The following is a 25,039-nucleotide window of genomic DNA, read 5'->3' as shown; positions in this document are numbered from 1 at the left end:
CCTCGGCGCGCAAACGTGCGGAATGCGCCCCGTCCTTCGCGGCACGTCCGACACGCGAGCGCGGCGCTGAACCTCCACGACGTCACCAAGCGCCAACGAAGGCCGCCTGAAACGCGAAGACCCCGACCAGAGAGCTCTCTCGTCGGGGTCCGCGTCAGAGCGCTCCGGGCTGTGCGCTCACACCTGGATCTGGATGCCCAGGCCCTCACGCAGCGCGAAGTACTGCTCGGAGATGCTGAAGAGCACGAGCTCCTTCAGCTTGTCGCCCGGGGGCAGGTCCGCGGTGCCGGCCGGCGGGAGCTGGCGAACCAGGTTGGCCGCCGTCTCGAGGTCGTTGCAGAGCAGGAAGCCCGCGCGAATGGCCGTGGACTCCACGCACTGCATCCACACCTTCACGTCGGCCGCGCCACCCGCGTCGATGAAGCGACGGCACAGACCGCGGAGGGTGTCCACCTGCGCCTGCTGGAAGTGCGGCACCAGCTGCTGGGCCCACTGGTCCACCTGCGGATCCGCCGCGCCCACCCCAGCGATGCGGAGGGCGGCGAGGAGGACCATGCGCAGCTCCGTGTGCGACTGCAGCATGGTGCGGATGAAGTGCTCGCCGCGGTAGTAGGCCAGGTGACGCCCAATGAGGAACGTCAGGTCCTGGGGCTTGTAGCCCGTGAGCACGCCGTTGCCGGCCACGACCGAGGGCAGCGGCTTGCTGCACTGGTCTGCCATGCCCCCGGGCACGTTCTGCAGCACGAAGAGGCGCGGCTGGATGGCCAGGTTCATCACCTGCATCACGAAGCCGAACGTGCGCGCGAACATGACGTCCGTGTTGGCGACGTCGACGGCCTTGTGCTGGTGCAGGTTCAGCGCCTGGTCGGACGCGCCCTTCACCGCGAAGAGGGGCACCGCCATGAGCTCGAAGATCTTCGAGAGCACGAGGTCCTCGTCCGGGTGGAAGAGGAGCTTCAGCCAGCGCTCGTTGTCGATGCGTGCCGTGGGCCGGATCATGCCGTCCTGCTTGTACTGCTGGAAGAACTGCTGCTGCTCGTTGTCAGCCTTCTTCAAGAACGACAGCGTCGCGGCCACGCACCAAGCCTTGTCGTAGGCGCGCGCGTCGAAGTACAGCTTGTACAGCGCGCGGTAGGACTCGACGCGGTTCGGGTCGCGCTTGAGCAGCCACTGATGCTCGCCGATGGCCTCGGCGTTCTTGCCGTCCATCGCCGAGTAGAGCTCGGCAAGGATGACGTGCACGGTCTCGGCGTCGGGGTTGATGCCCGATGCCATGCGGAACGCCTCCGCGGCCGAGTCGAAGTTCTTCTGACGGTCGCGGTAGATGATGCCCAGCGTGTGCAGCAGGTTGAACTGCAGCTCCTTCATGTCGGGCATGTTGATGATGCGGTGGAGCATCTTGCGGTAGGCGCGCTCGAGACCCTTCCAGTCCTTCTTCTCGGTGAGGATCTTGTTGATCGCCTCGAAGGCCTTGAGCTCCTTCGGGTTCGTGTCCAGCGCCTCGTTGAACTTGTCGATGGCGCCGTCCACGTCCTTCAGCTCGTCACGCCGGATGACGGCGATGGTGTAGCTGAACTTCGCGCGCGCGGCCTCACGCTTGTCGGCTGCGGAGATCTGTTCGATGATCTCGATGGCCTCTTCCCACTGCTTGGTGCGCTGGTACGCGGCCAGCAGCTTGTGCAGGACCGGGTGGTCGTCCGGCTTGAGGTACGTGGCCTCGCGGTAGGACTCGATGGCCTTCCCGGGGTTCTTCTGCTTGTCGTTCCAGAGGTCGCCGATCTCGACGTTGAGGTCGAAGCGCTCGTCCTCGGTCTCGGCCACCTCGAGCAGCTGCTTCTTGTAGTGGATGACCTGGTCCCACTTCTGCTGCTCTTCGTACAAGCCGATGACCGCGAGCAACGTGGGCCGGTGGAAGGCGTCCTCTTCGAGCGCCTTGTCGAACATGTTGAGCGCCTTGCGCTTCTCGTCCTGCTCGCGCTTGACGACACCGAGGCGGTAGAAGATGTCGGTGATCTCCTCGCGCCCGAGCGAGTCGCGGTGGTGCACCAACAGCATCTGGTAGAACTTGAACGCCTTCTCCCAGTCCTGCGCGGCGTAGTAGGCCGCGGCCACACCCGTGAGCGAGGGCAGGTGCGCCGAGTCGATTTGGTAGGCCTTGTTGTAGGCCTTGATCGCCTCTTCGGTGTTGCCCACGGCGAGCGCGGACTCACCCAGCATGAGCGCCAAGCGGTGCTGCTCGTCCTGCTCGCGCTTCGAGGCGCGCTTGCCGAGCATGTAGAGCAGCGGGTACGCCTCGGCGTGGCCGCCCAGGTCGAAGTGGTGCTGCGCGAGGGGAAGCGCAGCGTCCTCGTTGTCCTCGTCGAACGCGAGCGCCTGAGCGAACGACTGCACCGCCTTGTCGGGCTCGTCCAAGTTGTCCGCGTATACGCGCCCCAGCTCCACCAAGAGCTCGGACTTGACGCGTGGCGCCTCCGTGTACTCCACCTCCTGCTGGAGCGTCTTGGCCGCCGAGAGCCAGTCCGCCGAGTCGAGGTGGATCTTGCGCAACGCCTCGAGGGACGGGAGATGGCCGGGGTTGACGTCGAGGGCCGCCTCGAAGTGCTCGAGCGCGCCGCCGCGGTCCCCCAGCTCGTCCTCGAGGATGCGACCCATGCGGAAGCGCAGGTCGATGATGCCCTCGGGATCGTCGATGAGCTTCACGAGCTGACCCATCATGTCGAGCGCGGAGCTGTGATCACCGCGCTCCTCGTACAGCACGGTCAGGGCGCCGAGCGAGTCGACCTCTTCCTCGTCCACCGACAAGGCGTTGAGGTAGCTGTCGATGGCGCGGTCGACGTCCTTCAGGTTCTCGGCGAACACCTCACCAGTCGCCTTGAACAAACGGATCTTCTCCGCGCGCTCGGGCGTCGCTTGCACGTGCCGCTCGTAGGTGTCGATGAGCTTGTCCCACTCCTGCATGCCGCGGTAGAGGCGCGCCAGGCCGTTCAGCGAGGGCTCGTGGTTCGGGTCGATGTCGACCACTTGCTCCAGGCGGTCGGCGGCGATGGCCGGGCGCACGAACTCCTCTTCCTGCATCAGCGCGATGCGCGTGAGCAGGGTGATGCGCTCACGCTCCGTGTCGGCGATCTCCAGCTGCCGCTCGAGCACCTCGAGCAGACCCTGGTACTGCTCGGTCTGCGCGTAGAGGCGCTCGAGGCCCTTCATGGCGACGAGGTTGGTGTCGTCCGCCTCGAACACCTCGCGGTACACGCGGATGCCTTCCTGCGGCTGACCCAGACGGTCCTCGAACACCTCGGCGACCTGCAGCTTGGCGGCCAGGATGTCGGGCTGCTGCGTGAGCGCGGCGGCCTTGCGCTGAAGGATGCTCAGCAGCTCGGGGTAGCGCCCCTCGCGACGGTGCACGCCCTCGAGCGCGGTGAGGGCAGCGACGTTCGCAGGTGCTGCCTCGAGCGCTTGGACGTAGTACTGACCCGCCTGCTCCGGGATGTTCAACTGGGTCTCGGCCAGCTGACCCATCTGCACGTAGGTATCGGCCAGGACGTCCGGGTCGTCGGTCATCTCGACCAGACGGCCGAGCACCTGGGCCAGCGTGTCCCACTGTTTCGTCGACCGGTAGAGCGCCGCCATCTGCTGCATGGCCGGGACGTTGTTCGAGTCGATGGCCAGGATCTGCTGATAGTACGGGATGGCGTACTCGGGATGCCCGAGGTCTTGTCCGTACCACTTGGCGCAGTTGAGGCAGATCGCGATCTTGGTGGCCGGGTCCTCCGTCTCCTGCAGCGACGCATTGGCCGTGGCGAGCAGGTCGTTCCACTTCTTCGTCTTGCGGGTGATGTCCTCGAGCTGGTCGGCCGTCTGCTGGTTCGTGAAGTCCACGCTCCAGGCGAGCAGCAACGCGTCGAACGCTTGGTCGAGCTGCCGCAGCTTGTCTTCGTTGACGTGCGCCACCTTGCAGAGCAACGCGACCTGCTCCTCTGCGCTGCCCGTGTTCTCGACACGCTGCACGTAGACCTCGATCAGGTCTTCCCACCGCCCCGCCTCGGTGTGCAGGGCCTCCAGGCGCGCAAACGCGACGTTGTGCATCGGCGAGAGCTCGGTGATGCGCTGGAACGCGCTCGTGCCGCGGTCGGCGTCGCCGTACTCGCCTGCCCACGTGTTCGCGATGGCGAGCAGCTGCGCGATCTTGTCATTGTCGTCCGGGAGCGCGTTGACGCGCTGCTCCATGACGCCGATGGCGTCCTCCCACATGCCCTCGTTGCGGTAGATGACCTCGAGGGCCGCGAGCGCATCGAAGTGCGCGGGGTTGACGTCCAGTGCGTTGCGGTACGCCTCGGCGGCGTCGAGCGGTTGCTCCAGCTGCGTGGCGTACAGGCTGCCGAGCTGCATGTGGACGTGCGTGATGCTCGCGTCGTCCATCGTGGCCGCGCCAGCCTCGACGGTGCGATGGAGCGCGTCGGCCAGCTCGTGCCACTGCTGCGCGGCGCGGTAGATCTCGCTGATGTTCGCCAGGGCGACGATGTTCCCCGGCTCGATGGCCAGCACTTCTTCCCAGGCGTCGAGCGCGTTGCGGTCGCGCTGCAGCTTCTCGTACCAGACGCGCCCGAGGTCCGTGTAGATGGCCTTGCGCTGCTCCTGGTCGTCCGTGATGGCGACCTCGCGGTCGAGCACGTCGACCAGATCCTTCCAGTTCTCCGCGTGGGCGTAGATCGAGCCGAGGGCATTGAGGGCCTCGACGTCCTCTCCGCGGAGCTCGAGGACCTGCTTCCAGAGCGTGACACCCTGCTCGGGATCACCCAGCTCCACGGTCGCGAGACGCGCCATCTTGGCGGTGATGTCGCCCTGCTGGGCGTCGCCGAAGACCACCCCCAGCTCCTTCTGGAACACCGCGAAAAGGTTCGTCCAGTCTTCTTGCCGCGTGTAGATGACCTGCAGCGCGCGGATGCTGTCCGCGTGCTCCGGCTCCAGTTCGTCGAGGATCTTGCGGTAGACCGCGATGGCCTCCTCCGTGCGCCCGAGCTGGTCCTCCAAGACCGACCCCAAGCGGAACGAGAAGTCGACCTTGTCCACCGTGTCGTCGGAGGCCGCGACGCGCAGCTTCAGCACCTCCGACAGCGCGTGCTGCGAGCCGTTGGCGACGTAGATGCGGTCGAGCGCCTCGAGCACCTCGTGGTCGTTCGGGTCGACGCTCAGCACGTAGCGGAACGTCTCCTCGGCGCGCGCGACGTCGGCCAGCTCCTCCTCGTACACGCGCGCCAGACGCTTCCCGAGAGCCACCTTCTGCTCGGTGTCCTCGGTGCGCGCGAGCGCGTCCACGTAGGTGTTCGCCAGCTGTGCCCAGTGATCGAGGACGGAACCCAGGCGCTCCACCTCGGCGAGCGTCTGCTCGTTGCTGGGATCCTCGAGCAACGCGCGCTGCACCCAGACGTAGGCCCGGTCGTGATCGGCGGCGCGCTCTTCCGCGATCTCCGCGATGCGTTGCATCATGTGCACGCGCTCGTGGGGGTCGCTCTGGTAGTTCAGCTGTACCTCGTGGACGTTGAGCAACCGGTCCCACGACTCGCTCATCCGGTAGATGGGCTCGACGATCTCGCCGATCACCAGTGGACGCACCCCCTCCGCGAACAGCAGCTCGAGGGCGCTCATGGCGGGCTGATGCTCTGGAGCCGCGGCGAGGATCTCACGGTACTGCTCGATGGCGCTGTCCACGTCGCCGAGGTGGTGCTGATACACTTGTCCCAGCCGGAACTGGTTGTTCAGGATGTCGTCCGGGGTCGCGGCGACCTGCACCTGGCGCTGCAACACGCCAGCGAGCTCCGCGTAGCGCTGCGTGCTCTCGTAGAGGCGGTCGAGCGCGTTGATGGCCTCCAGGTTGGTGTCATCCGCGCTGAGCACGATGCTGTAGCGATCGATGGCGCGGTCCACGTCGCCAACCTGGATCTCGTAGATCTGCGCGGTGCGTAGCGCCATGTCGACGACGTCGTGCGGCGCGTCCCGACGGATGCGCTCGACCTCGACGTCGTACAGGCGCGTCACGTCGTTCCAACCATCCACCACGTCCGCCAAGCGCTGCAGCGAACCCAGCGTGACTTCGTTGGCGTGGTCGAGCGGGAGCGCGCGGGCGTACGCGTTGAAGGCCTCCTTGGTCTGGTCGAGGTGCAGCTCGTGCAGCTCGGCGACCTGATGGAGCAGCTCCACGGAGCGGAGCGGATCCTCTTCGTGCTGGATCTGGACTTCGTGCACCGCGATCAGTCGCGCGGACTCGCCCAGCTGCCGGTAGATGGGCTCGAGCACGGACGCGGCGGCCACGGGCTCCGTGCCTTCGGCGATCATCGCTTCGAGCGCGGCCGTGGTGGGAGCGTGCGAGGGGTCGACGTCGAAGATGTCGCGATAGATATCCACCGCGCGGTTCGGATCGTTCAGGCGGCGGTGCCACAGCTCCGCGATGCGGTAGCGATAGCTGATGACCTCCATCGGCTCGTGCGCCAGCTCGGCCTCACGCTCGAGCACGCTCATCAGCTCCGACCAGTTCTCGGTGGTCTGGTACAGCTGGTCGAGGCGCTGGATGGCCGTGAGATCCTCGGGGTCGATCTCGAGGATGCGCTGGTACGTGTCGATGGCCTTGGCGACGTCCTGGAGCTCGCGCTCGTACACCGCGCCCATCTCGACGTAGATGCGCTTCTTCTCGTCCGGGTCGTAGACGATGTCGGCCTTGCGCTCGTAAACCGAGAGCAGCTGCGGCCACTGCTCGAGCCGCAGGTGCAGCTCGATCAGCTTGTCGAGGGCCTGCTGATCCTCCTGGTCGATCTCGAGCACCTTCCCGTACACGCCGATGGCGGCCTCGGGGCGCTCGAGCAGCTCCTCGTAGATCTGCGCGCCACGGAACAGGTGCGCCTTCTGCTCGTCCGGGTCGGCCAGCATGCCGGCCTTGGTCATGTAGATCGCGGCCAGGTCCTCGTAGCGCTCGCTGAGGTGGAACAAGCGCTCGAGCGCGCTGGCGGCCTCGAGGTGCTGCTCGTCCAGCTCGAGCACCTTGCGGTAGTGCTGGATGGCGCGCTCCGTGTCGGCCAGCTGCTCTTCGCGGATCTCGGCTGCCTTGACGTAGAGGCTCGCGGCGAGGACGGGGTCCTCCACCGTCGCCACGCGCTCTTCGTAGACGGCGGCGAGCTGCTCGGCGCCGCCGATCATCATGTTGAGTCGGTCGAGCTGGGCCTGCGTGGTGGCGTTCGCTGGGTCTTCGGCGAGCGCGCGTGCCATGGCCGAGAACGCGCCCTGCGCGTCGTCCAGAGCCTCCTCGTGCAGCTCGCTGATGCGATGCAGTAGCTCCACCCGACGCTCGGGCGAGCTGGCGTGCGTCGCCTGGATCTCGTGCACGCCGATGAGCTTCTGGTACTCGTGGTGCGAGAGGTAGATGGGCTCGAGGATCTCGGCGATGATGACCTGATGCTCGGGCTGCTGCAGCAGCCGCTCGAGCGCCTCGGTGGCGGGGCCGTTGGAGGGGTCGCGATCGAGGACGTTTCGGTAGATCTCGATGGCCGCCTCGGTGGCGTTCATCCGCGTCTCGCGCAGCTGCGCCAGCTGCAGCATCAACGCGATCTGTCGGTCCGGATCGTCGGCCATCGCGAGCTGCCGGTCGACGTTGTCGGCCAGCTCGGTCCACATCTCCTGGCGAGCGAACAGGCCGTCGAGGGCGGACAGCGCGTTCTGGCTCGCGGGATCGATCTCGAGGATCTCGCGGTGCAGCGAGATGGCCGACTCCGGCTCGTTCAGGTACTCATCGTGGATGAGCGCCATCTGCGACAGGATCATCTCCTGCTCGCCGGGATCGACGGAGATGGACACACGGCTGCGCAGCACGCCCACCAGGTCGCTCCAGCGCTCGGTGCGCCGGTAGAGGTTCTCGAGCGCCTCGAGCACCTCGAGGTCGGCTGGATCCAGATCGAGCACCTTGCGGTAGGCCGTCACCGCCCCGTCGACGTTGCCCAGCTGGGTGTCGTAGATCTGCGCCGCCTTGATCCACAGCGTGCGGGCCAGATCGGTGTCCTCGACGCTGCCGGCGAGCTCGCCAACCAACTCCACCAACGGCGCGAAGCTCTCCTGCTCGATGGCCATCGCCTCGAGACGCGCCAGCGTGTTGGCGTCCGAGGGCACCTCGCGGAGAGCCTCACAGAACGCGTCGAACGCCTTCGCGGGGTTCTCGATCTGATACGCGTAGACGTCCCCGATCTGCGTCAGCAGCTCGAGCCGCTCGTCCGCCACGTCGGTCCCGCGATGGAGCACGCGCAGCGCGCGAATGAGCCGCTCGTTCTCCTCGCGGACCTGGTAGATGGGCACCAGGATGCGCGCCGACTGAACGCCAACCGTCTCGTCCACCAGCAACGCCTCGAGGGCCTCGCGCGCCCCGTCGTGCTCGGGCAGCGCGCTGACCACCTCGTGGTACAGCTCGACGGCCCGCGTCTTCTGGTCGAGGTGCTCTTCCAGCGCTCGGCCGAGCCGGAACTTGAGGGCGGCCTCCTCCTCCGGCGACTCCGCCAAGAGGATGCGTCGCTCGACGATGTCCGCAAAGTCGGCCCACCGCCCCTGGCTCTCGAACAGCTCGTCGAGGGCGCGGTACGCGTCCACCTCCGCATCCCCGTACTCCGCGAGGATCGCCTGGTAGGCCTCCACGGCGTGCGCTGGATCCGACAGCTCGTTCACGAACAGCGACGCGCGCGCGTACGCCATCTGGCGCCGGGCCTCGGGATCCGACTCGAGCTCGATGCGGCGGTCGTAGATGCCCAGCATGTCGCTGAAGCGCTGCGTCTGGCGATACAGCTCGGCCAACGCCGAGATGGCCCCCTCGTGATCGGGCACGTCGTCGTAGACCACGCGGTACTGCGCGATGGCGTCGTCGATGCGCTCGGCCTGCGTCAGCACGGCGCCGAAGCTCATGCGCAGCTCGGTCACCTCCACGGGGTCCGTCCCGGCTTCGATGGCAGCGGCGTAGGCCTCGATGACGCGCCCCACCCCACCCTCGACACCCGCGGACAGACGATCGACGTCTTCACGCACCACCTCCTGATGCGGCGCCACGCCGAACGCCTCGAGGTACTTTTCGAACGCCTGCTCCGGTGACCGCAGCCGCTCCTCGTAGAGCAGACCCGTCTCGCGCAGCAGCGCCACGCGTTGGTCGGGATCCGTCACGTGCCGCAGGCGCACCTCGTACACGGCCACCAGCTTGCGGGGGTCATTGGCGCTCTCGTAGATGGGCGAGAGTGACTCCGCTGCGCGCAGGTTGTCCGCGTCGATGTCGAGCACCTTCTCGTACGCGCGCGCCGCTCGGTCGGGCTTTTCCTTCTTCTCCTCCCACAGACGGGCCGCGCGGAACAGGAGATCGATCTTTTCCTCGTCGGGCGTCTCCTTCCCGTCCGCCTCTTTCTCGATCAGACGGATGAGCTCGTCCCACTTCTCGCTGTCGGCGTAGAACAGCTCGAGGTCGTCCCAGGCCTTGAGCGCGACATAGCGGCGCTTCAGCTGCTCCTGCGCCCGACGGTCGTTCGGATCGAGCGCCAACACGCGCTGGAAGGCGCGCACGGCTCCGGCGTCATCACCGATCTTGTCGGCGTAGATCATGCCGAGCTTCTGCAGGTCGGCCAGGAGCTTGCTCTCGTCCGCGTTGCCCTCGCACAGGACCTCGAGCACACCGGCCAGTGGCTCCCACTCGCGCGCGCGCTCGTACAGGTTGGACAGGGCGTCGAGCGCGGACCCGTTCGACGGGTCTACCGTGAGCACCCGCTTCCACAAGTCGATGCAGATGTCGGGCTTGCGCAAGCGCTCGGTCGCGAGCTCGGCCATCTCGACGAAGCGCAGCGGCCGGTCGGCTGGGTCGAGCATCTCCGCCTCGCGACCCATGATGCCAATCAGGCTCTCCCAGTCGCGGCGCTTCTCGTACATCTCCTTGAGTCGCGTCATCGACTCGATGTCGTTCGGAGCGACCTCGAGGACGTGCTCGAAGCACTTGATGGCCTCGGCTTGGTTGCTCGAGCGGTCGAGGTAGAGCATGCCCGCCGCGCGATACAGGTTGGCCTTCATCTCCGGATCGCGGAAGATCTCGGCCTTCTGCAGCAGCGTGCGGATGTAATCCGACCAGCGCTTCTGCCCCTCGAACTTCTCGAGCGCCTCATCCAGCTCGGCGATCTGAGCCTGCTCTTCCGCGGTCAACTCCATGGAGACCTCTTCCTGTTCCTCTGCAAGGGGCGCTGGAGCGGACGCTTCTGCGTCCGACGTGTCGTCTGCCATCTCTGCTGCTGCGGTGTCGTCGATCTCGTACTCGTCGGACATGCTCTTGATTCCCGCTGAATGATGGGGTCGCGCTCTTCACGCTCGGAAGGAGCCGCGCCCTGCGTCTCTGAGTTGGGGGGTGGGGGGCCTACAGTGAAAGCTGATCCAGCTTGGAACGCGCGGCGCGCACGTAGTGCTCGGAAGCGTTCTGCCCCGCGCCGGCCACGTACATCTCCAGGTACCGGACGGCCTCCTCACGCTGGTCCATCTCGGCGTACGTCCAGCCGATGGAGAACAGCGCATCGCTCATGCCCGGCATGATGTCGAGCGCCGCGCGGAAGGACTCCACCGCGGCCGCGTAGTTGCCCTGCTCCTGCTGGATGGTGCCCAGCACGTGATAGAGCTGCGCCTGCTCGTCCGTACGCGGAATGGCGACGTCGAGGCCGCTGCGCAGCACGCGCGTGGCGAGCTCCGGGAAGCCCTGGTCCGCATAGAGACGACCGAGGGCGACGTACGCCTCGATGAAGCGCGGGCCGCGTCGGGCCGACTCGGTGTAGTTGACCAGCGCGCCGTGTGGGTCGTCGAGTCGCTCGAGGCACTGCGCCAGCTTGTAGTACGCCTTGAAGACGTTCGGGTCGGCCGCGATGGCGCCCTCGAAGGCCTCCTTCGCGCGCTCCCACTGCTCGAGCTGCATGCGCACGGTGCCGAGCTTCTCGTGATAACCGGCAGGCTCGGGGTTGACGGTGATGGCGCGGCTCAAGTGCTCTTCCGCCACCTCCCACTCGGACAGCTCCATGTGGACGATCGCGAGGTTGAAGAACGCCTGATCATTCGTGGGATCGAGCGCGATGGCGCGCTCGAGCTCCTGTTTCGCGTCTGCGTAGCGTCCCGTGCGCGCTGCGGCGACGCCCACGTTCATGTGGGTCATCGACTCGACGCGCGCGCGGGAGCAATTGCCGCCCGTCAGAATCACGAAAAAAACCAGTGAAAAACCGATGGTCTGAAGCCGGCTCATGGGGCACCGATGGTACGGAATTCGGCGAGCAGATCACAATGCAAAACTTTGCTCACTTGCACGATGTTCGGGGAAGACACGCTTGGCACATGCGTGCACGCCACGAAAAACGGCGCCCTCTGAGGGGCGCCGTTTTCTTTGGGAAGCCGCGTGGGCTCAGTTGGATTCGAGCGTGAACGGATAGGTGACCGAGACCAGACCGCCACCATCCGGCGCCGGGAAGGTCCAGCGACGCACCGCCGACGCAACGCAGCTCTCGACGCGTGCGCTGCCGAGCGTGGACCCCGACACGGTGGAGGTGGTCACCGACCCGGTGGGCGAGATGATCCAGCGTACGGAGACCGTACCGCGGAGGTCAGGCTGCGAGTTCAGGGCCTGCTCATAGCAGAAGCGCACCTCGCCGAGGTGGCGACGCACCACGCGGCGAATGACGTCCGCCGAGAGCGAACCACGAACCGCCGCCGTACCCGGGCGGATCTGCGGGCGGGACGCCTGACGATCGCCGAGGCCGCCTCCGTCACCGATGCCGCTGCCCGTTCCACGGCCGCTGCCGTGACCGATGGTGCCGATGGTGCCCATGCCGATGGTGCCCTGGCCGAAGCCGCCACCACCACGACCGGTGCCCGTGAGGCCGAGGCCGCCCATGCCGAAGTTGGAGCCCGCCTGCGACCCCGTGAGGGCGCCTAGCGCGCTGATCTCCCCCGCGCCAATGGCCTGGTCGCCACCGTAGGGCGAGGTCGGCGACATGAACGAGCCAGAGAGCGCGGCCAGTGCGCCGACGACACCAGCGGTGGCCGCCTGCTCACGCGCCTCCTGGCGCGCCATCTGTTGATCCTCTGGGTTCGCGTCACCCTGGATGGAGTAGTGGTTGTCCGTGCGCTCCGCGCGCTCGTCACCCATCGCACCGCTCTCCCCCTCGTGCGCCGTACCGGTGCCACCAGCGTCCTCGCTCGGCGCCTCCTCTTCTTCTTCGGGCGGCTCTTCCGTCTCGGGGGGCTCGATGATGAACTGCGCCAAGCGGCTGTTCGGGTCGATGATGTCGTTGTTCAAGCCAGCGACGGGCGGAGGCGAGAAGTACATCGCCGTGAGCAGTGCCCCGACGAACAGCATCACGCCGCCCAGATAGGCGAGCGGTACCCAGTCGAGCGAGAAGCCCGTCGCGACCTTCTTACCCGCCTTGACCGAGCGCACCATGAACGTGAACCCCTTCCAGTTCACGCGCACCATCGCGCCGTCCGGGACGAGGTACTGCTGGGCGTTCGGAACCTCCGGGCACGCGCCGAGGTTGATGCTCTCGATGGCCGTCGTCTGGTCGCCGATCATCACCTCGCCAGTGGCTCCCTGTGGGAACACCATCGCGGTGGATCCGCCGCTGACCACGCACACGGGCATGCGCGACATCCCGAGGATGTCCGGAGCGATGAGGTAGTCCACCTCCTCTTTGCCCTCGGGCTCACCCACCCAGAACGTGCGAGCTGGCTTCAGGTGGTCGACGTGGAGCACGGACTTGCCCCACATGACCATGACCTCGAGCGCCTGCTCCGCTGTCTCGACCTCGTTGGGGTCGACCGGGGGGCCGCTCGCGACGACCCCATAGGTGAGCTTCTCCGGGTCGATGGTGCTGAGGTCCACGTCCTCCAGCGAGCGACTGCTCGTGGTCGGGGGTGGTGCGAACGGATTCGGGAGCGCCTTCTTGGCCGCCCCAAAGGGGTTTGGGGCGGCTGCGGAGGCCGCGAACGGGGTGGCCGCGGGCGCAGCAGGCTTGGGCGGCGGAGGCGCGGCAGCAACCGCAGGCGCCGCGGGGGCGGCCGGCGCGGCCGCGGCCGCGGGCGCGGGCGGCGCCGCCTTGGCGATGGGCGGAGGCGCGGGGGCACGCGGCGGTGGAGCAGCCGGCGGCGGAGCGGCAACCGCTGCGGCGGCCCCGATCTCGACGACGACGCGGCTGCCACCCAAGGTCAGCTCGTCACCGGAGTTGAGCTGAGCCTTGTTGACCTTCTTGCCGTTGACGACTGTCCCAGACGCAGACCCGAGGTCGATGATGAAGACCTCCGTCGGGCTGGTCACCTCGATGACCGCGTGCATGCGCGAGACGTTGTCGTCGTCGATGCGCAAGTGCGACGACTGCAGCTTGCCGACCTTGATGATGTCCTGCGTGAGCGACTCGGTCCGGACGAGCTCGTCGCCGGCGTAGATCTTGAACGAGATCGGGATGTTGTGTGCCACTAGCTTCTCCAGACAGCCGTTGCTGGGCGGTCGTCAGACGGGATCTCAGAGGTCTTCGACGGACTTGAGCATCTCGGGGATGAAGTGCTCGCGAATCCGGATGAGGGTCGAGCGGCGCCCGCGACGCCGCACGTTGAGGAGCTCGCCGTTCGGTCGCACGAGATCGCCAGTCACCAGATCACCGTCTTCGAAGTTGAATTCGGTGGTCTCCGGCTCTTGGGCGGACGCGTTGGACGAGCCAAACGACAAATCGACGAGCAACAGGGCCGCACCCAGCACTACGAGTTTTGCGATTTCTTTCATGATCTTCCTCTTGTCGCGCTGCCGAGCGAAGGAACTGCGGCGTACATGGACCGACGTCGCATCGTATCCCTTGCGGGCTCCGATGGTCAACGCTCTAGTGCGGAGAACGAGACCAGCAAGAGAGGGATACGCCGGTGTGACAACGCCGCTCGGCGAAAGTTCCCCGGCCACAAAAAAGGCCTCGCAGGAAACACCCACGAGGCCTCTCCGGTTGCCGGACTGCGATCAGCCGCCCTCGGCCGCAGCCTCACGCTCCAGTGCCTCTTGCTGGCGCTGCATCTCCTCGACCTCGCGCTGCATGGCCTCGCCCTCGCGGACGGCGGCGATGATTTGCTCGATCTGCTGAATGCGTCCGGGGGCGCAGTTGGAAGCCCGGCCGCGACGACGGCGACCGCGCTGGGGAGCCTCCTCTGCGCAACGGTTGGTCACCAATGTGACCGTCTCCGCGTAGCGCGGCGCTCGCCCGGCCTTCTGCACGAACTGCTCGTAGTACTGCTTGGCGCGCTCCAGCTCGGGGATCGAGCCACCGCGGTACTCGTGGTAGAGGATGCCCAGGTTGTAGTAGGCCTCTGGACGGTTGGCGTCGAGCTGGATCGCGCGGTTGTACTGCGCCTCCGACTGCTCCACCTCGTTCAAGCCGCGCAGCGCAGCTCCGAGCCCGAGGGCGGCATCGTAGCTGTTGGGCCGCAGCTCGAGCGCGCGCGAGAACGCCCCGCGCGCGTCCGCGTAGCCGCGGAACGAGAAGGTGATCTGCCCGAAGTTCATCTGCGCTTCATAGAGCGAGTTGTCGATGACGATGGCACGCGCGAAGAAGCGCAGCGCCCCGTTGACGTCACCCCGCGCGACCTTGATGAGACCCCAAGTGTTGTAGATGGGGGCGTAGGTGTCCGTGAGCAGCTGCGCTTGCCGGCACACGATCTCCGCCAGGTCGTACGCGGCCGGGTTGTTCCGCTGACCACGACGGTAGTACAGCAGCGCCATCTGGTTGTAGGCCGCCATGTCGGCGGAGTCGATGGCGAGCGCGCGACGCAGGTTGTTCAGCGCCTCCGTCTCGGTGTTGTCGCGCGCCTCGCCCTGCTGCCCCGCCGCTTCGCGGCGCTGCAGGATGGCGAGGTTGGTGTAGCCCGACGAGCAGGTGGCCGGGTTGTCCGCGATGGCCTGGGTGAACGCGGTACGCGCCTCGGCGACGTTGCCCGCCTCGAGCGACATCAGCCCGAGCGCCACGCGTGGCTTGCACATGGTGGACGTGACCCCGAGCGCTCGCTCGAAGTGACGTCGCGCCGCGGACTGGTCACCGCAGCGGGTCATGGTCAGACCGGCCATGTAGTGGGCCTCGGCCAATGAGCGCTGGGCGCCCAACGTGGCCTCGTACGCCTCTTCCACTTCCTCGCAGCGGCTCTCGTTCCAGCCCTGCTCTTCGTAGCGTGCGAACAGCTCGTTGGCGTTGGTCCAGCGGTTGTGCGCTTCGACCGAGACGGTGTCACCCGAGGCGCTCGTGACCGTCGCGCCTCCATCCGTGACGGCTGCCTCGCCGCCGCTGCTGCCCTCGCCGCCACCGCCGCCACCGCCGCCGCAACCGACGCTGGCGGTGGCAAGGCCGAGGAGTGTGAGGCCCGTGCTGATGTGTCGAAGAGTCTTCATGACTGATCTCCCGATTCGCCACCCGCTGCGCCGGTGGTCTCTGCGCTGTCACCCGATCCCAGCTCTTCCATGCCCGGTCGCGACGGGGGCTCCACGACGAAGTCGGGGGGACCCCGCAGCTCGGCGGACATCGGGTACTCACGCGGGTTGAGGCGGTTCAGGTTGGCCTCGCAAGCGCGGGACCACTGGTTGAACCAGCGCACGTTCGTGGCCGTGGTGAGGCAGAAGCGGTACTTGTCGATCGCTTCCACCAAGTAGGGTTGAGACGCGTTGTCGAGAGCGTCCGCATAGATGCCATACAGCTCCTCGTCGCGCTCGATCTCGGCCGGGATGGGCGCCTCGCGGAAGTTCTGCACGAAGCGATCGAACATCTCACCGATGCGCGACGCAGCAGCGATCTGCCACGGAGGCGAGTCGATGGTGCCCGTACCCTCGATCTCCACCGTGACGGTGGCGATCTTGTTGTACTCGTTGATCGCTGCACCGATGGCCGCGAACTTGCGCTGCACCCACTGCGTGAACTCCGTGGTGGCCCAGCGGTTCACGCGGTCCAGGCTGCGTCCACCCCGGTACTCGGGGAAGCGGATGGCCTGGGCCTCGTGGAACTTGTACTCCGCGAGGTAGAAGAGGGCCTCCGCGGTGGCGTCGACTGCCTGTCGCACCCACTGGACGCGCTCCTCCTGCGAAACATCCTCCATCGCGAGGATGCGCCGCGCAGCGTTGTTGCGCCACGCCGCCGCTGCCGCACGGAAGTTGCCCGCCGCGCCGCCCTGGTCGTCCTGGGCCCACATCGCGCGACCGATGGCCGTGTTGGCTTGGATGATCTGATGTGGCGCCGCCGTGCGCGAGAAGTCCCGCAGGAAGTGGCGGTAGTAGCGGATGGTGTGGTCCGGCTGGTTGGTGCGCTCGTAGATCGAGCCGATCGAGAAGTGCACCTGAGCCGTCTCGCGAGGCCGCGTGCGGGCATAGTTCGTGGAGAACAGCTCCGCGTTCGCGATGGCCTGCTCCGTGTCGCCGAGGCCCATCCGGAACAGAGTGGCATTGCGGAGGGCATCAGGAGCGCTGGGACACAGGTCGTCCGCACGCTCCTGGTCGGTGCAGCTGCTGCCGTCCATGCGCGGGTACTCACGGGCGAACCGCTCGTAGAACTCCGCGGCGCGCTCGTAGAAAGCTAGCGACTGGTAGTTCGCGCCGATCAGGTAGACCGACTTGGCCGCCAGCGGGCTGTCGGGGTGGAGGCGGATGAGGTTCTGGCGCGCCTGGATGGCGAGACCCACCAGGTTGGCCGCCTCGAGGTTCAGCGCAGCGTTCCACAGCAGCTCGTCCTTGGCACCGCAGTCCTGGAACTCGACGTAGATGTCGCGATACACACCGGCTGCCTCGCGGTAGCGGTGGTTGCGCTCGAAGAGCTCGGCCTGCTTGCGGCGCAGCTGACACTGGATGGTCGTGAGCACCGGACACAGGTCCTGGAACTGCTGCTGGCGAGCCGGCGTCGCACAGTAGAGCTGCGTCAGCGGCGGGATGGCCTGCTCCATCTCGGTCAGACAAGCCGCGTTGCCGCTGCCGATCTGCGTCCCGAGCACGTTCAGGCTGTCCAGGTAGAGGTTGGCCGCAAACTCCGCCTGCTCCGCCTGCGGGTGGTTCATGGCGATGTCGCGGAACGCGATGGCGGCCTCTTGATAGTGGTTCGCCTCGTAGTAGATGCGGGCGCGACGGTACTTGACCATCACCACCTCGTCCGCCTCGGTGACGAAGCACAGGTAGCGGTTGAACGCGCGCACCATGCCCGCCTCGAGCGGCGTCAGCTCGCGCGACGCGAACTGCGCTGCCGCCTCCGCGCTGCCCTCGGCCGCCGGCGTGGCCGAACGGACCTCGCCCTCGCGGCTCTGGTACTGCGCCTGGTACAGGTTGTTGTAGCAGAGCACGGCGGCGTACGCGGCGTCCGCCGTGTACTCGCCCCGTGGGTCGAGACTGACCACCGCGTCGAACGCCGGACCGCAACGCTGCCAGTCCTGCATCTTCCACAGGAGCTCGGCGGCGTAGTAGCTGATGCGGTATCGCGTGGGGCGGTCACGCTCGTCGATGTCGGAGAACTCGAGCTCGTCCAGGTCCGGATACCCGTCCAGGATGAGCTGGTAGAGCGCCGCTGCCGCGCGCATGGTCTCCACGTTGTTGGTGCCGGGGTGCTCTTCGTCGGCACCCACGGCCTCACGGTGCAGACCGACGGCCTGCCACAGGAGCACGGTCGCCGTCTCCGCCTTGCACTCGTTGCGTGCGGACGCGGGGTGCGACTCGTCGGCCACGAAGCGCGCCTGGATGTCGCGCAGGCGGCTGAGCTCGCGCACGTGGGCCTGGCGGTCCGAGTTCTTCGAGATGGTCGCGTTGGTGACCTTCGACTGCCACTTGCAGAGGTGGTCGCTGTTGGGGCTCTCCGCCATCAGCTGGTGATAGACGGCGATGGTCTCGTCCCAGTGACCCGTGTCGTAGTATTGCTCTCCAAGGGACTCGAGCATGCGCAGGGCCTCGGCTTCGTCCGTGGCGTAGCGCCGGAAGAAGCGCAGGGCCTGGTTGGGCGAGCCCGTGCGGGCGTACGGCATGATGAGCTCGAGGCGCGACTTGCGAGCCAGGTTGCCGCCGTCCGTGGCGGACTCGTTCTGCGTCGCGAACTCGATGACCTGCACGAAGGCCTGGAGCGACCCGCGGAAGTTCTCGTTGTTGTACTGGGCCCAGGCGGTCTTGTAGAGCGCGTAGCCATAGACCGAGTTGTTCTCGGGCGGATACTCGACGACCTTGGCGTAGAAGCGCAGCGCCGCGTCCATGTCGCCCTCGTCGAAGTAGTACTCGCCAAAGCTGAGGTACGCGTGCGGGACGAAGCGGCTGGTGGGGTAGTCCTGGATGAGCTTGAGGTACACCTCGCGCGCCTGGTCGTGCTCGCGGATCTCGCTCAGACCGAAGGCCAGCGAGAAGAGCACCTCGTCCATGCGCGGGTAGTCCGCGTGCTCCGTCATCAACTGGTAGTAGGCGCGGATGGTGTCGCGCTGCGCCTCGGAGAGGCGGTCGCGCGCGGCCTGCTGCGCCTGACGCTGCTCGGTGCAGCGCTGACGGTTCGGGTGGTTGTTGCAGTGCTCGTAGATCGGCTCGTTGTACGACTGCACGTCCGCGTTGAGCGCCGACTGGTACTCGAACAGCGTCGACGCGAGACGCAGGAGGATCTCCGGGCGGCGCGCGTCGGTCTGGCGCGTGTTGCGCACCAAGCGACGCAGCAGCGTCACCTCCTGCTCCACCAGGGCGCGCTGGCGCGCCTGGATCGCCTGCCCGCGGGCTTCTGCCTGACGGTCGATCTCGTACCCGGGACCAGCCGACTCCTGTGCGGCCCGCTGATCCGGCCCGACGCCGGAAGGCGCGCGCGAGCCTGCGCGCACCTCACGCCGCTCGAGGCCCTCCTGACACGACTCCACCTCTTCGCGGACGTTCGGCGGGATGCACACCCCACCGGTCTGCGCAGCGGCCACGGCCGGCCCGAACGCCGCCGCGTAGACGGGGGCGGCCAAGGCCAGCAGCACACCAACTCGAGTATTCTGGTTTCGTTTCATCGCTCACCTACCGCACTGGTTGGTGACCTGCTGACGGTAGAAGCCCAGCTCATCGCGCCAGTACTCACCGTCGAACGGCCACATTTGGTGCTCTTCGTCCACGACGACGTCGCCGCGGGCCGCGGTCCGGATCTCGGACAGCTGCTGCTGCTGCTCTTGGTCGAGCTCGTCACGGCGGAACGAAACGATCTCGACCTCCACCGTGTCCACCTGGTTGCTGAGGTCCATCAGCTCGTCGATCAGGCGGTTGTAGCGGCCGCGGGCCAGGTCGCCCGTCTGGTCGACGGCGAACGACTTGGCCAGGGCGACGTCTTGCAGGACGCGGCCGCCCGCGCCCGAGTTCTGGAACGCCTCGCTCATCTCGTTCAGGCGCGCCTCCTCGGAGTCCAGCAGGCGGACGTACTCGACGTTCTGCAACAGCGTGCGATCGGACATCGCCGAGGTGATGAGGCCGCGAATGCGCGGGGACAGGTCCGCCTCACCCGAACGCACGCGCTGGAGGAACTCGAAGAACGCGGTGTTGTCCTGGAACTGCTGCAGGGTCGCCTCCAGCTCGTCGCGCACGGGATCGTAGCGCTCGTGGAAGCTGCGGATGGTCGCCTCGGCGTTGTCGATCTGGCAGTTGACGAAAAACGTCACGGCCTTGATGACGAGGGCCTCGGGGTAGTAGGCCTGCGGGAAGTACGGCGACTCGAGGCTGTGCACGTTGCCGAGCGCGCGGGAGAACTGGTCGGCCAGGAAGAACGCCCAGCTCGACTCGAACATCGCGTCCAGCCAGTACTCGGAGGACACCTCCACCTGGTTCCACGACTCGACCGCCTGACCGAGGATGGTGCCGTCGACCTCGCGGTCGCCCGTGGCTGGGTCGACTCGGTTCGCGGCTGTGTAGTAGACGCGCGCCAGCGAGATCCAGGCGAGGTTGCGTACGCGGTCCGGATCGTCCGTGCGCACCGTGCCGGCGTCGAGCCCCTCGAGGATGGCACGCAGCGCGCGCACCGCCGGGCGAGCGCGACGCAGACGCACGTTCGTGATGCCCTGGAAGAACTTGGCGTCGACGAAGTAGATGGAGCTGGGCGGCACGCGACCGAAGAGCTCCGCGGCCTGCTCGAAGTCGCCGTCCTGGTACAGGTAACGGCCCATCAGGTAGAGCAGCTGGTGGTACAGCTCGGCCGACGCGGGCGTGTTGAACGCCTCCAGCGACGCGACGCCGTAGCGACCGATCTTCTCGATGATGCCCGCGGGCTCGGGCAGCTGCGATGCGAGCTGCACGAGCCACTGGAGCGTCTCGGCGAAGAACAGGTGGCCCTCACCCAGCTGGCCGATCTCGTCGAAGATGACGAGCGCCGACTGGTAGAAGCGCAGGTGGTAGAAGCACTTGCCGAGGAAGAACTGGGACTTGTGCACATTGCCAGCGTTGTCGGTGGTCTCTCCATCGATGATGCGCTGGAAGATGATGGCCGCCTGCGCGTACTCGTTGGCAGAGTACAGCCGCAGCGCCTCGGAGAGCTGAGGGGACGGGGGGCCTTCGGTGGGGGCCTGCGGAACCGTGGCCACCTCCTCTTCACCGAAGGTCATGTCCTGTGCGGCGGCGGACGAGGCCATCCCGGCCAGCGCCATGGCGGTCGTGACGAACCAGATTCCCAGTAGACTGCAACGAGTCATCGTTTCGCTCCTCAAGGCGGGCCAACGTACCGCGTGCACAGGGCCACGGCGGCGACCCTGAATCTTCAATAAAAACGGCAAGTTGGACCTAAATCGGGAGGCCATCATAAGAAGACCTGGCTGCGAATGTCAAGCATCGTCTTCCGGGCGCTCCGACCGCGAGTGGATGCGGCTTCGTTCGTCGCTCGTGCTGCTTGACGCGTCATCGTGAGATTGAGTAGGTTCCGGAGTCATGTCGGGCACCGAGTGAGTGAGTGGTGCGCCGACGACACCTCTCCTTGACCTAGACACCCATCCTCGACGACTCTTGGGTCTTGCCGCGCTGGTCTCCTCCGCGGGCCCACACCGAGGCCTGTTTTCACTCTCCGGAGCATCGATGTCTCAGCTTTTCCCTCGTTCTCCAAAGCTCCTGCGAGCCGCCGCCTCCCTCGTGCTCGGCCTCTCGCTGCTCGCCTGCGCTCCACCGTCTGGCGTAGGCGATCCGTGCGATCCCGAGAGCGTCCCTGGTGGTGGCTTCGATCCGAACGAGGTCTACCTCGAGACCAGCTCGGTCCAGTGCCGCACCCGAGTCTGCATGGTGTACAAGATCGATGGCCTGCCCTCGGACTCCACCGAGAACGAAAACAGCGTCTACTGCACCTGCCGCTGCGACGCGCCGGCGGGCTCCAACACCCCCACCTGCAACTGCCCGAACGGTTTCGTGTGCGAGACGATCCTCGAGCAGGGGGGCACGGGTATTCAGGGCGGCTATTGCGTCCTCGAGGAAGATACCGTCCCCGAGATGTGAGCTGCCCTCGACAGCAACTCGACATCGGCGCCGCCTCACAAGGGTGGCGCTTTTCTTTGCGCCCCAAGCCCGACGAATTCAGAGGGCGCCCTCGTAGTACTCCATGCGTCCCACGGTCGCCTGCGGTCCATCGAACGTGAGCGCCGCCGCATCCAACCGCACGGCCTGTCCCAGACGCCCTTCCCGCTCGAGCCAACGACGCGTGGCCTCACGTACGCGCGCGACCTTCCGGTAGTCGATCGTCTCGGCAGGTGAGCCGAACCGATCGCTGCTGCGTGCTCGAACCTCGCACACCACGACGAGCCCGCGACGCTCGGCCACGACGTCCAGCTCCAATCGCCCTGCGCGGACGTTCATGCCGATCACGCGGAAGCCCCTCCGCACCAGGTACTCCGCCACTTGCTCTTCCGCGCGGCGGGCGAGTCGTTGTCGCTCGAGAGTCATGTCCCAGCCGTAGCGCGACCCTGTGACATGCCCTCCCGCCTCGGTCCGACGGCGGCGTCCGTATCAGTCGATCGCGGCCTGCATACGATCGCGGACGCCCTCGAGCGCCACCAGCTGCTCCGCTGGGACACCCGCCTCGCGCGCGTGTGCGATGGCCGCATCGAGCTCGGCGATCTCCTTCGCTTGGGCTGCCCGGAGGGACGTGATCATCTCCGCGAACGCCTCGAACACCTCTTGCAGTTCGTCACCCTTGCGGAGCTTGCCCATGATCTTCAGCTTGCCGCTGGCGACCTCGTGGATGAGCAGACGAAGCTTGTAGGCAGGGCCCACCAGGCGGTGGGTGACGACGATCCCGGTGCAGCCGAGCACGAGGCCCATCAGCACGATACCCCCCACGATGCTGAGGAGCACTTCCCGATCGCGCTCCGCAGACATCTCCTCCAGGCTGCCTTGTAGCGACCCATCGAGGTCCATCATCGCCATCTGGATCGTGAGGCTCTCCGTTTGCGCCTTGGACGACCTGTACGCGAACGTCCCCAGAACCGAGGCGACCACGACGGTCACCAACACCACCATGCCCGTGTACTTGAGCTGGAAACGCGGATCCAGCAGGTAGTTGCGGAGGTGACGCTTTGGTTTTCCGCCTTTGGGCGGGCTGGCTGAAGGGGCCTGGGAGGTCATGTGTCGTTCATCCGTCGGGAGCCACCGCACCGGCCAGCGCGGCTGCGGGGATCGTATGCCGCAGCGCCCAGGGCCTCAACTTCTCGGTCACGTCGCCCTCACGATGGTGAGTCGCTCAGGCTTTCGCTCAGCGCGAGGCACGTGCCCCGCTGGCCTCCATGGCCTGTGACAGTCGCCGCAGAGCGCCCTGCACAGCCCCCTGCACCGCGCGCTGGACGGCGTCGGCGCCGCGCGCGTTGGGGACCCGCGCCGAACCGCTGAGCATCGCCCGCATGTCGCGCCCTGGGTATGTCGCGAGGATGACCGAGACCCGGGCCGACGTTCCGTCCGCGGCCTCCTCGACGCTCACCACCGAGGCGTCGATGAAGTAGCCGACCAGGCGGTTGGAGCGGAGCGCTCGCGTCCCGGCCGCTGGGGTCTCGCCCGCGGGGGCCAGCACGACCCCTTCGACACCCCCCACTTGATCGGTGATGTAGCGCTGCAGGGACGCGACCTGGGTTGCGCTGAGCGCCGACGAGTTGTCGCCCGGCTGCCCGATGGCGACGTAGTAGCGCGGGGTCCCCGTGCTCCGCGGTGTGGTCGTCGAGCCGGTCGACGCGGTCGCGCTGCTGCTCCCGCTCGTTCCGGCAGACTCCAAGCTCGCGATCGCGCGACGCTCTGCATCACGCACGGTGGGGTCGCGCTCGGATTGCACCGCGGACCGGAGCGTCGCGAGGAGCTGCGTGTCTGCCTGGCGTTGGATGGCGGACGCGGCGGCCGCGCGCACGGCGGGCGCCTCGTCCCGCAGCGCCGCCGTCAACGCGGTCCGCACATCGTTGGACGGAGGCACGCGGCCGAGCGCGAGGGCGGCCTGCGCGCGCACGCTGAACGACGTCGATGTGCCGAGCAGGTCGATGAAATACTGCGTGCGATCCGACTGCGCGCTCGCGACGGCGGACGCCAGCACGAGCGCGCCCAAGAGCGCGAGCCAAGTGCCATTAAGTCGTCGCGTTCCATCGCGTCGCGCCATACCAGCGTGCTCCTCGAGTGTCCGTGTCGCTGCCCGAACGACCTCGGGCGCCGCGTCTCCGACGTCGGCCACGGATGAATGTTCACCTCGCGGCGAACGAGCAGAGTATCGCCCGATCGAGCCCTTCTTTCCAGAGGGAATAGGCAGAAACCCTGACAATGGATCAAGCCGTCGTGATTGAAAGCCTGATACCCTCGCCAACATGTCTCTCCGTGACATCGTCATCGACGCCGAGACGCTCGCAGCGGCCAGCGAGGTCCGCCAGATCGAGTGGGAGGCGAACGTCCAGGAGCTCCTCGAGCCCGGCCACGCGGTCGTCGCAGAGGGGGGCGACGTCTTGAGCATCGCCCACACGGAGCAGCAGTTCGCCCTGACGCTATACGACGCCCACGGGGCGGCGTTGGCCGAGGCGCGTGTGTTGCACCACACCCTTCGCGATGGCATCCACGAGTACGTGGACTTGGTGCGTCAGATCGCGAGCCTCGACCAAGACGGGGGCGGTGTCATGCGCCTCGAGGCGCTCGACATGGCCAAGAAGGCGACCCACGACAAGATCGCTCGCACGCTGAAGCGAGAGCTGCGGCCCCTGGGGATCGACCACGACACGGCGCGGCGGCTGTTCACGTTGCTGCTCTCGATCCGAGTGGACACGACCCGCCTGCACGGAGTGCATGGACATCGGAGGATCGGATGAGCGCAGTCGACGTGCTGGTCGTGGGGGCGCACCCACCCGCCTTGATTGGGCTGCGCGACCACCTGGGGCAAGCGCTGCATGGTTCGGTCTTCGGGCTGACGGTGAGCGCCAAGGTGTGCGGGGTCGGCATGGGGGTCGCGGGGGCGTGGACCGCGAAGCGCTTGGTGCAGCTCGGGCCCCGGGCCGTGGTGTTGGTGGGCACCGCCGGGATCTACCCTGGTCAACCGGGTTTTCAGCCGTTGGACGTCGTCGTGGCCGAGGAGCTGCGCCTACTGGACCACGCAGTGCGCGGCGGCCACGCCGTGTATCCCACCCCGATGCAGACCCAGATCGAGGCGCCTAGCGCGATGACCGCTGGCCTGCTGGGGAACCAACGCACTCGTGTCCACCGCGTCAAGCTGGCTTGCCCTCTGTCGGACACGCGCGATCCCGAGTTCGCCTCCAGCGTTCCCGGGCAGCTCGGCTGTGCCGCCGAGTCGTTGGAGGCGTTCGCCGTGGCGCAGGCCTGCCAGCTGATGAACGTGCCCTTCGGGGTCGCCTTGGGCGTGTCGCACGTATTGGGTCAGCACGCCGAGACCGACTGGCAGCGATACCACCGCGACGCATCCCGCGCCGCGGCCACCGCCGTGCTCAACTGGGTCCACGCGGGGGCAGCGGGCATGCCACACCAGCGCGCCTGACGCCGCAGAGCAGCTTCGGGCGTGGGGTGATGGTCCGGGCTCCGATGGGC

General features: G+C 67.0%; 13 protein-coding genes. 3 read left to right on the top strand and 10 right to left on the bottom strand.

The window, feature by feature from the left end; genetic code table 11:
* Window positions 1–177: 177 nt before the first annotated feature.
* The 7 genes from H6726_31695 to H6726_31665 form a co-directional block, all read right to left on the bottom strand.
* Window positions 178–10,317 carry a tetratricopeptide repeat protein gene (locus H6726_31695; protein MCB9662249.1) on the bottom strand — a complete coding sequence of 3,380 codons (10,140 nt, stop codon included), beginning with the start codon at window positions 10,315–10,317 and terminating at the stop codon, window positions 178–180.
* Between the two features lie 88 nt (window positions 10,318–10,405).
* On the bottom strand, window positions 10,406–11,272 hold the full coding sequence (locus H6726_31690; GenBank protein ID MCB9662248.1) for a tetratricopeptide repeat protein: 867 nt from the start codon (window positions 11,270–11,272) through the stop codon (window positions 10,406–10,408).
* A 156-nt stretch (window positions 11,273–11,428) separates the two neighbouring features.
* Complete coding sequence (locus H6726_31685; GenBank protein MCB9662247.1) at window positions 11,429–13,495, bottom strand: TonB family protein; 2,067 nt, start codon at window positions 13,493–13,495, stop codon at window positions 11,429–11,431.
* Window positions 13,496–13,540: 45 nt separating this feature from the next.
* Complete coding sequence (locus tag H6726_31680; GenBank protein MCB9662246.1) at window positions 13,541–13,888, bottom strand: hypothetical protein; 348 nt, start codon at window positions 13,886–13,888, stop codon at window positions 13,541–13,543.
* Window positions 13,889–14,023: 135 nt separating this feature from the next.
* Window positions 14,024–15,439 carry a tetratricopeptide repeat protein gene (locus tag H6726_31675; protein ID MCB9662245.1) on the bottom strand — a complete coding sequence of 472 codons (1,416 nt, stop codon included), beginning with the start codon at window positions 15,437–15,439 and terminating at the stop codon, window positions 14,024–14,026.
* Window positions 15,436–19,032, bottom strand: coding sequence for a tetratricopeptide repeat protein (locus H6726_31670; protein ID MCB9662244.1), 3,597 nt, complete (start codon window positions 19,030–19,032; stop codon window positions 15,436–15,438). The genes H6726_31675 and H6726_31670 overlap by 4 nt, the downstream gene beginning before the upstream one ends.
* A gap of 3 nt (window positions 19,033–19,035) precedes the next feature.
* On the bottom strand, window positions 19,036–20,694 hold the full coding sequence (locus tag H6726_31665; protein ID MCB9662243.1) for a hypothetical protein: 1,659 nt from the start codon (window positions 20,692–20,694) through the stop codon (window positions 19,036–19,038).
* Between the two features lie 376 nt (window positions 20,695–21,070).
* On the opposite strand from H6726_31665, the gene H6726_31660 reads away from it, so the two are divergent.
* Window positions 21,071–21,481, top strand: coding sequence for a hypothetical protein (locus H6726_31660; protein MCB9662242.1), 411 nt, complete (start codon window positions 21,071–21,073; stop codon window positions 21,479–21,481).
* Window positions 21,482–21,559: 78 nt separating this feature from the next.
* On the opposite strand, the gene H6726_31655 is transcribed toward H6726_31660, so the two are convergent.
* The 3 genes from H6726_31655 to H6726_31645 all read right to left on the bottom strand — a co-directional run bounded on the left by H6726_31655 (window position 21,560) and on the right by H6726_31645 (window position 23,564).
* The gene (locus H6726_31655) at window positions 21,560–21,925 is read right to left on the bottom strand and encodes a YraN family protein (protein ID MCB9662241.1); all 366 of its coding nucleotides are present in this window, start codon (window positions 21,923–21,925) and stop codon (window positions 21,560–21,562) included.
* A 63-nt stretch (window positions 21,926–21,988) separates the two neighbouring features.
* Window positions 21,989–22,606, bottom strand: coding sequence for a hypothetical protein (locus H6726_31650; protein ID MCB9662240.1), 618 nt, complete (start codon window positions 22,604–22,606; stop codon window positions 21,989–21,991).
* A 127-nt stretch (window positions 22,607–22,733) separates the two neighbouring features.
* Entirely contained in the window at window positions 22,734–23,564 is an 831-nt protein-coding gene (locus tag H6726_31645) for a HEAT repeat domain-containing protein (GenBank protein ID MCB9662239.1), read from the bottom strand.
* A 253-nt stretch (window positions 23,565–23,817) separates the two neighbouring features.
* Between H6726_31645 and H6726_31640 the strand changes: the two genes are divergently transcribed.
* Together H6726_31640 and H6726_31635 are read left to right on the top strand one after the other, a co-directional pair.
* Window positions 23,818–24,309: a UPF0262 family protein gene (locus H6726_31640; protein ID MCB9662238.1), complete on the top strand. Its 492-nt coding sequence runs from the start codon at window positions 23,818–23,820 to the stop codon at window positions 24,307–24,309.
* Window positions 24,306–24,989, top strand: a complete 684-nt coding sequence (locus tag H6726_31635) for a hypothetical protein (GenBank protein ID MCB9662237.1) — start codon at window positions 24,306–24,308, stop codon at window positions 24,987–24,989. The genes H6726_31640 and H6726_31635 overlap by 4 nt, the downstream gene beginning before the upstream one ends.
* Window positions 24,990–25,039 lie beyond the last annotated feature (50 nt).

This window comes from Sandaracinaceae bacterium (assembly GCA_020633055.1).
Taxonomy (GTDB): domain Bacteria; phylum Myxococcota_A; class Polyangia; order Polyangiales; family Houyiibacteriaceae; genus JADJJE01.
Note: the sequence above shows the minus strand (reverse complement) of the source record. Positions and strands in the feature narration are given on the sequence as shown.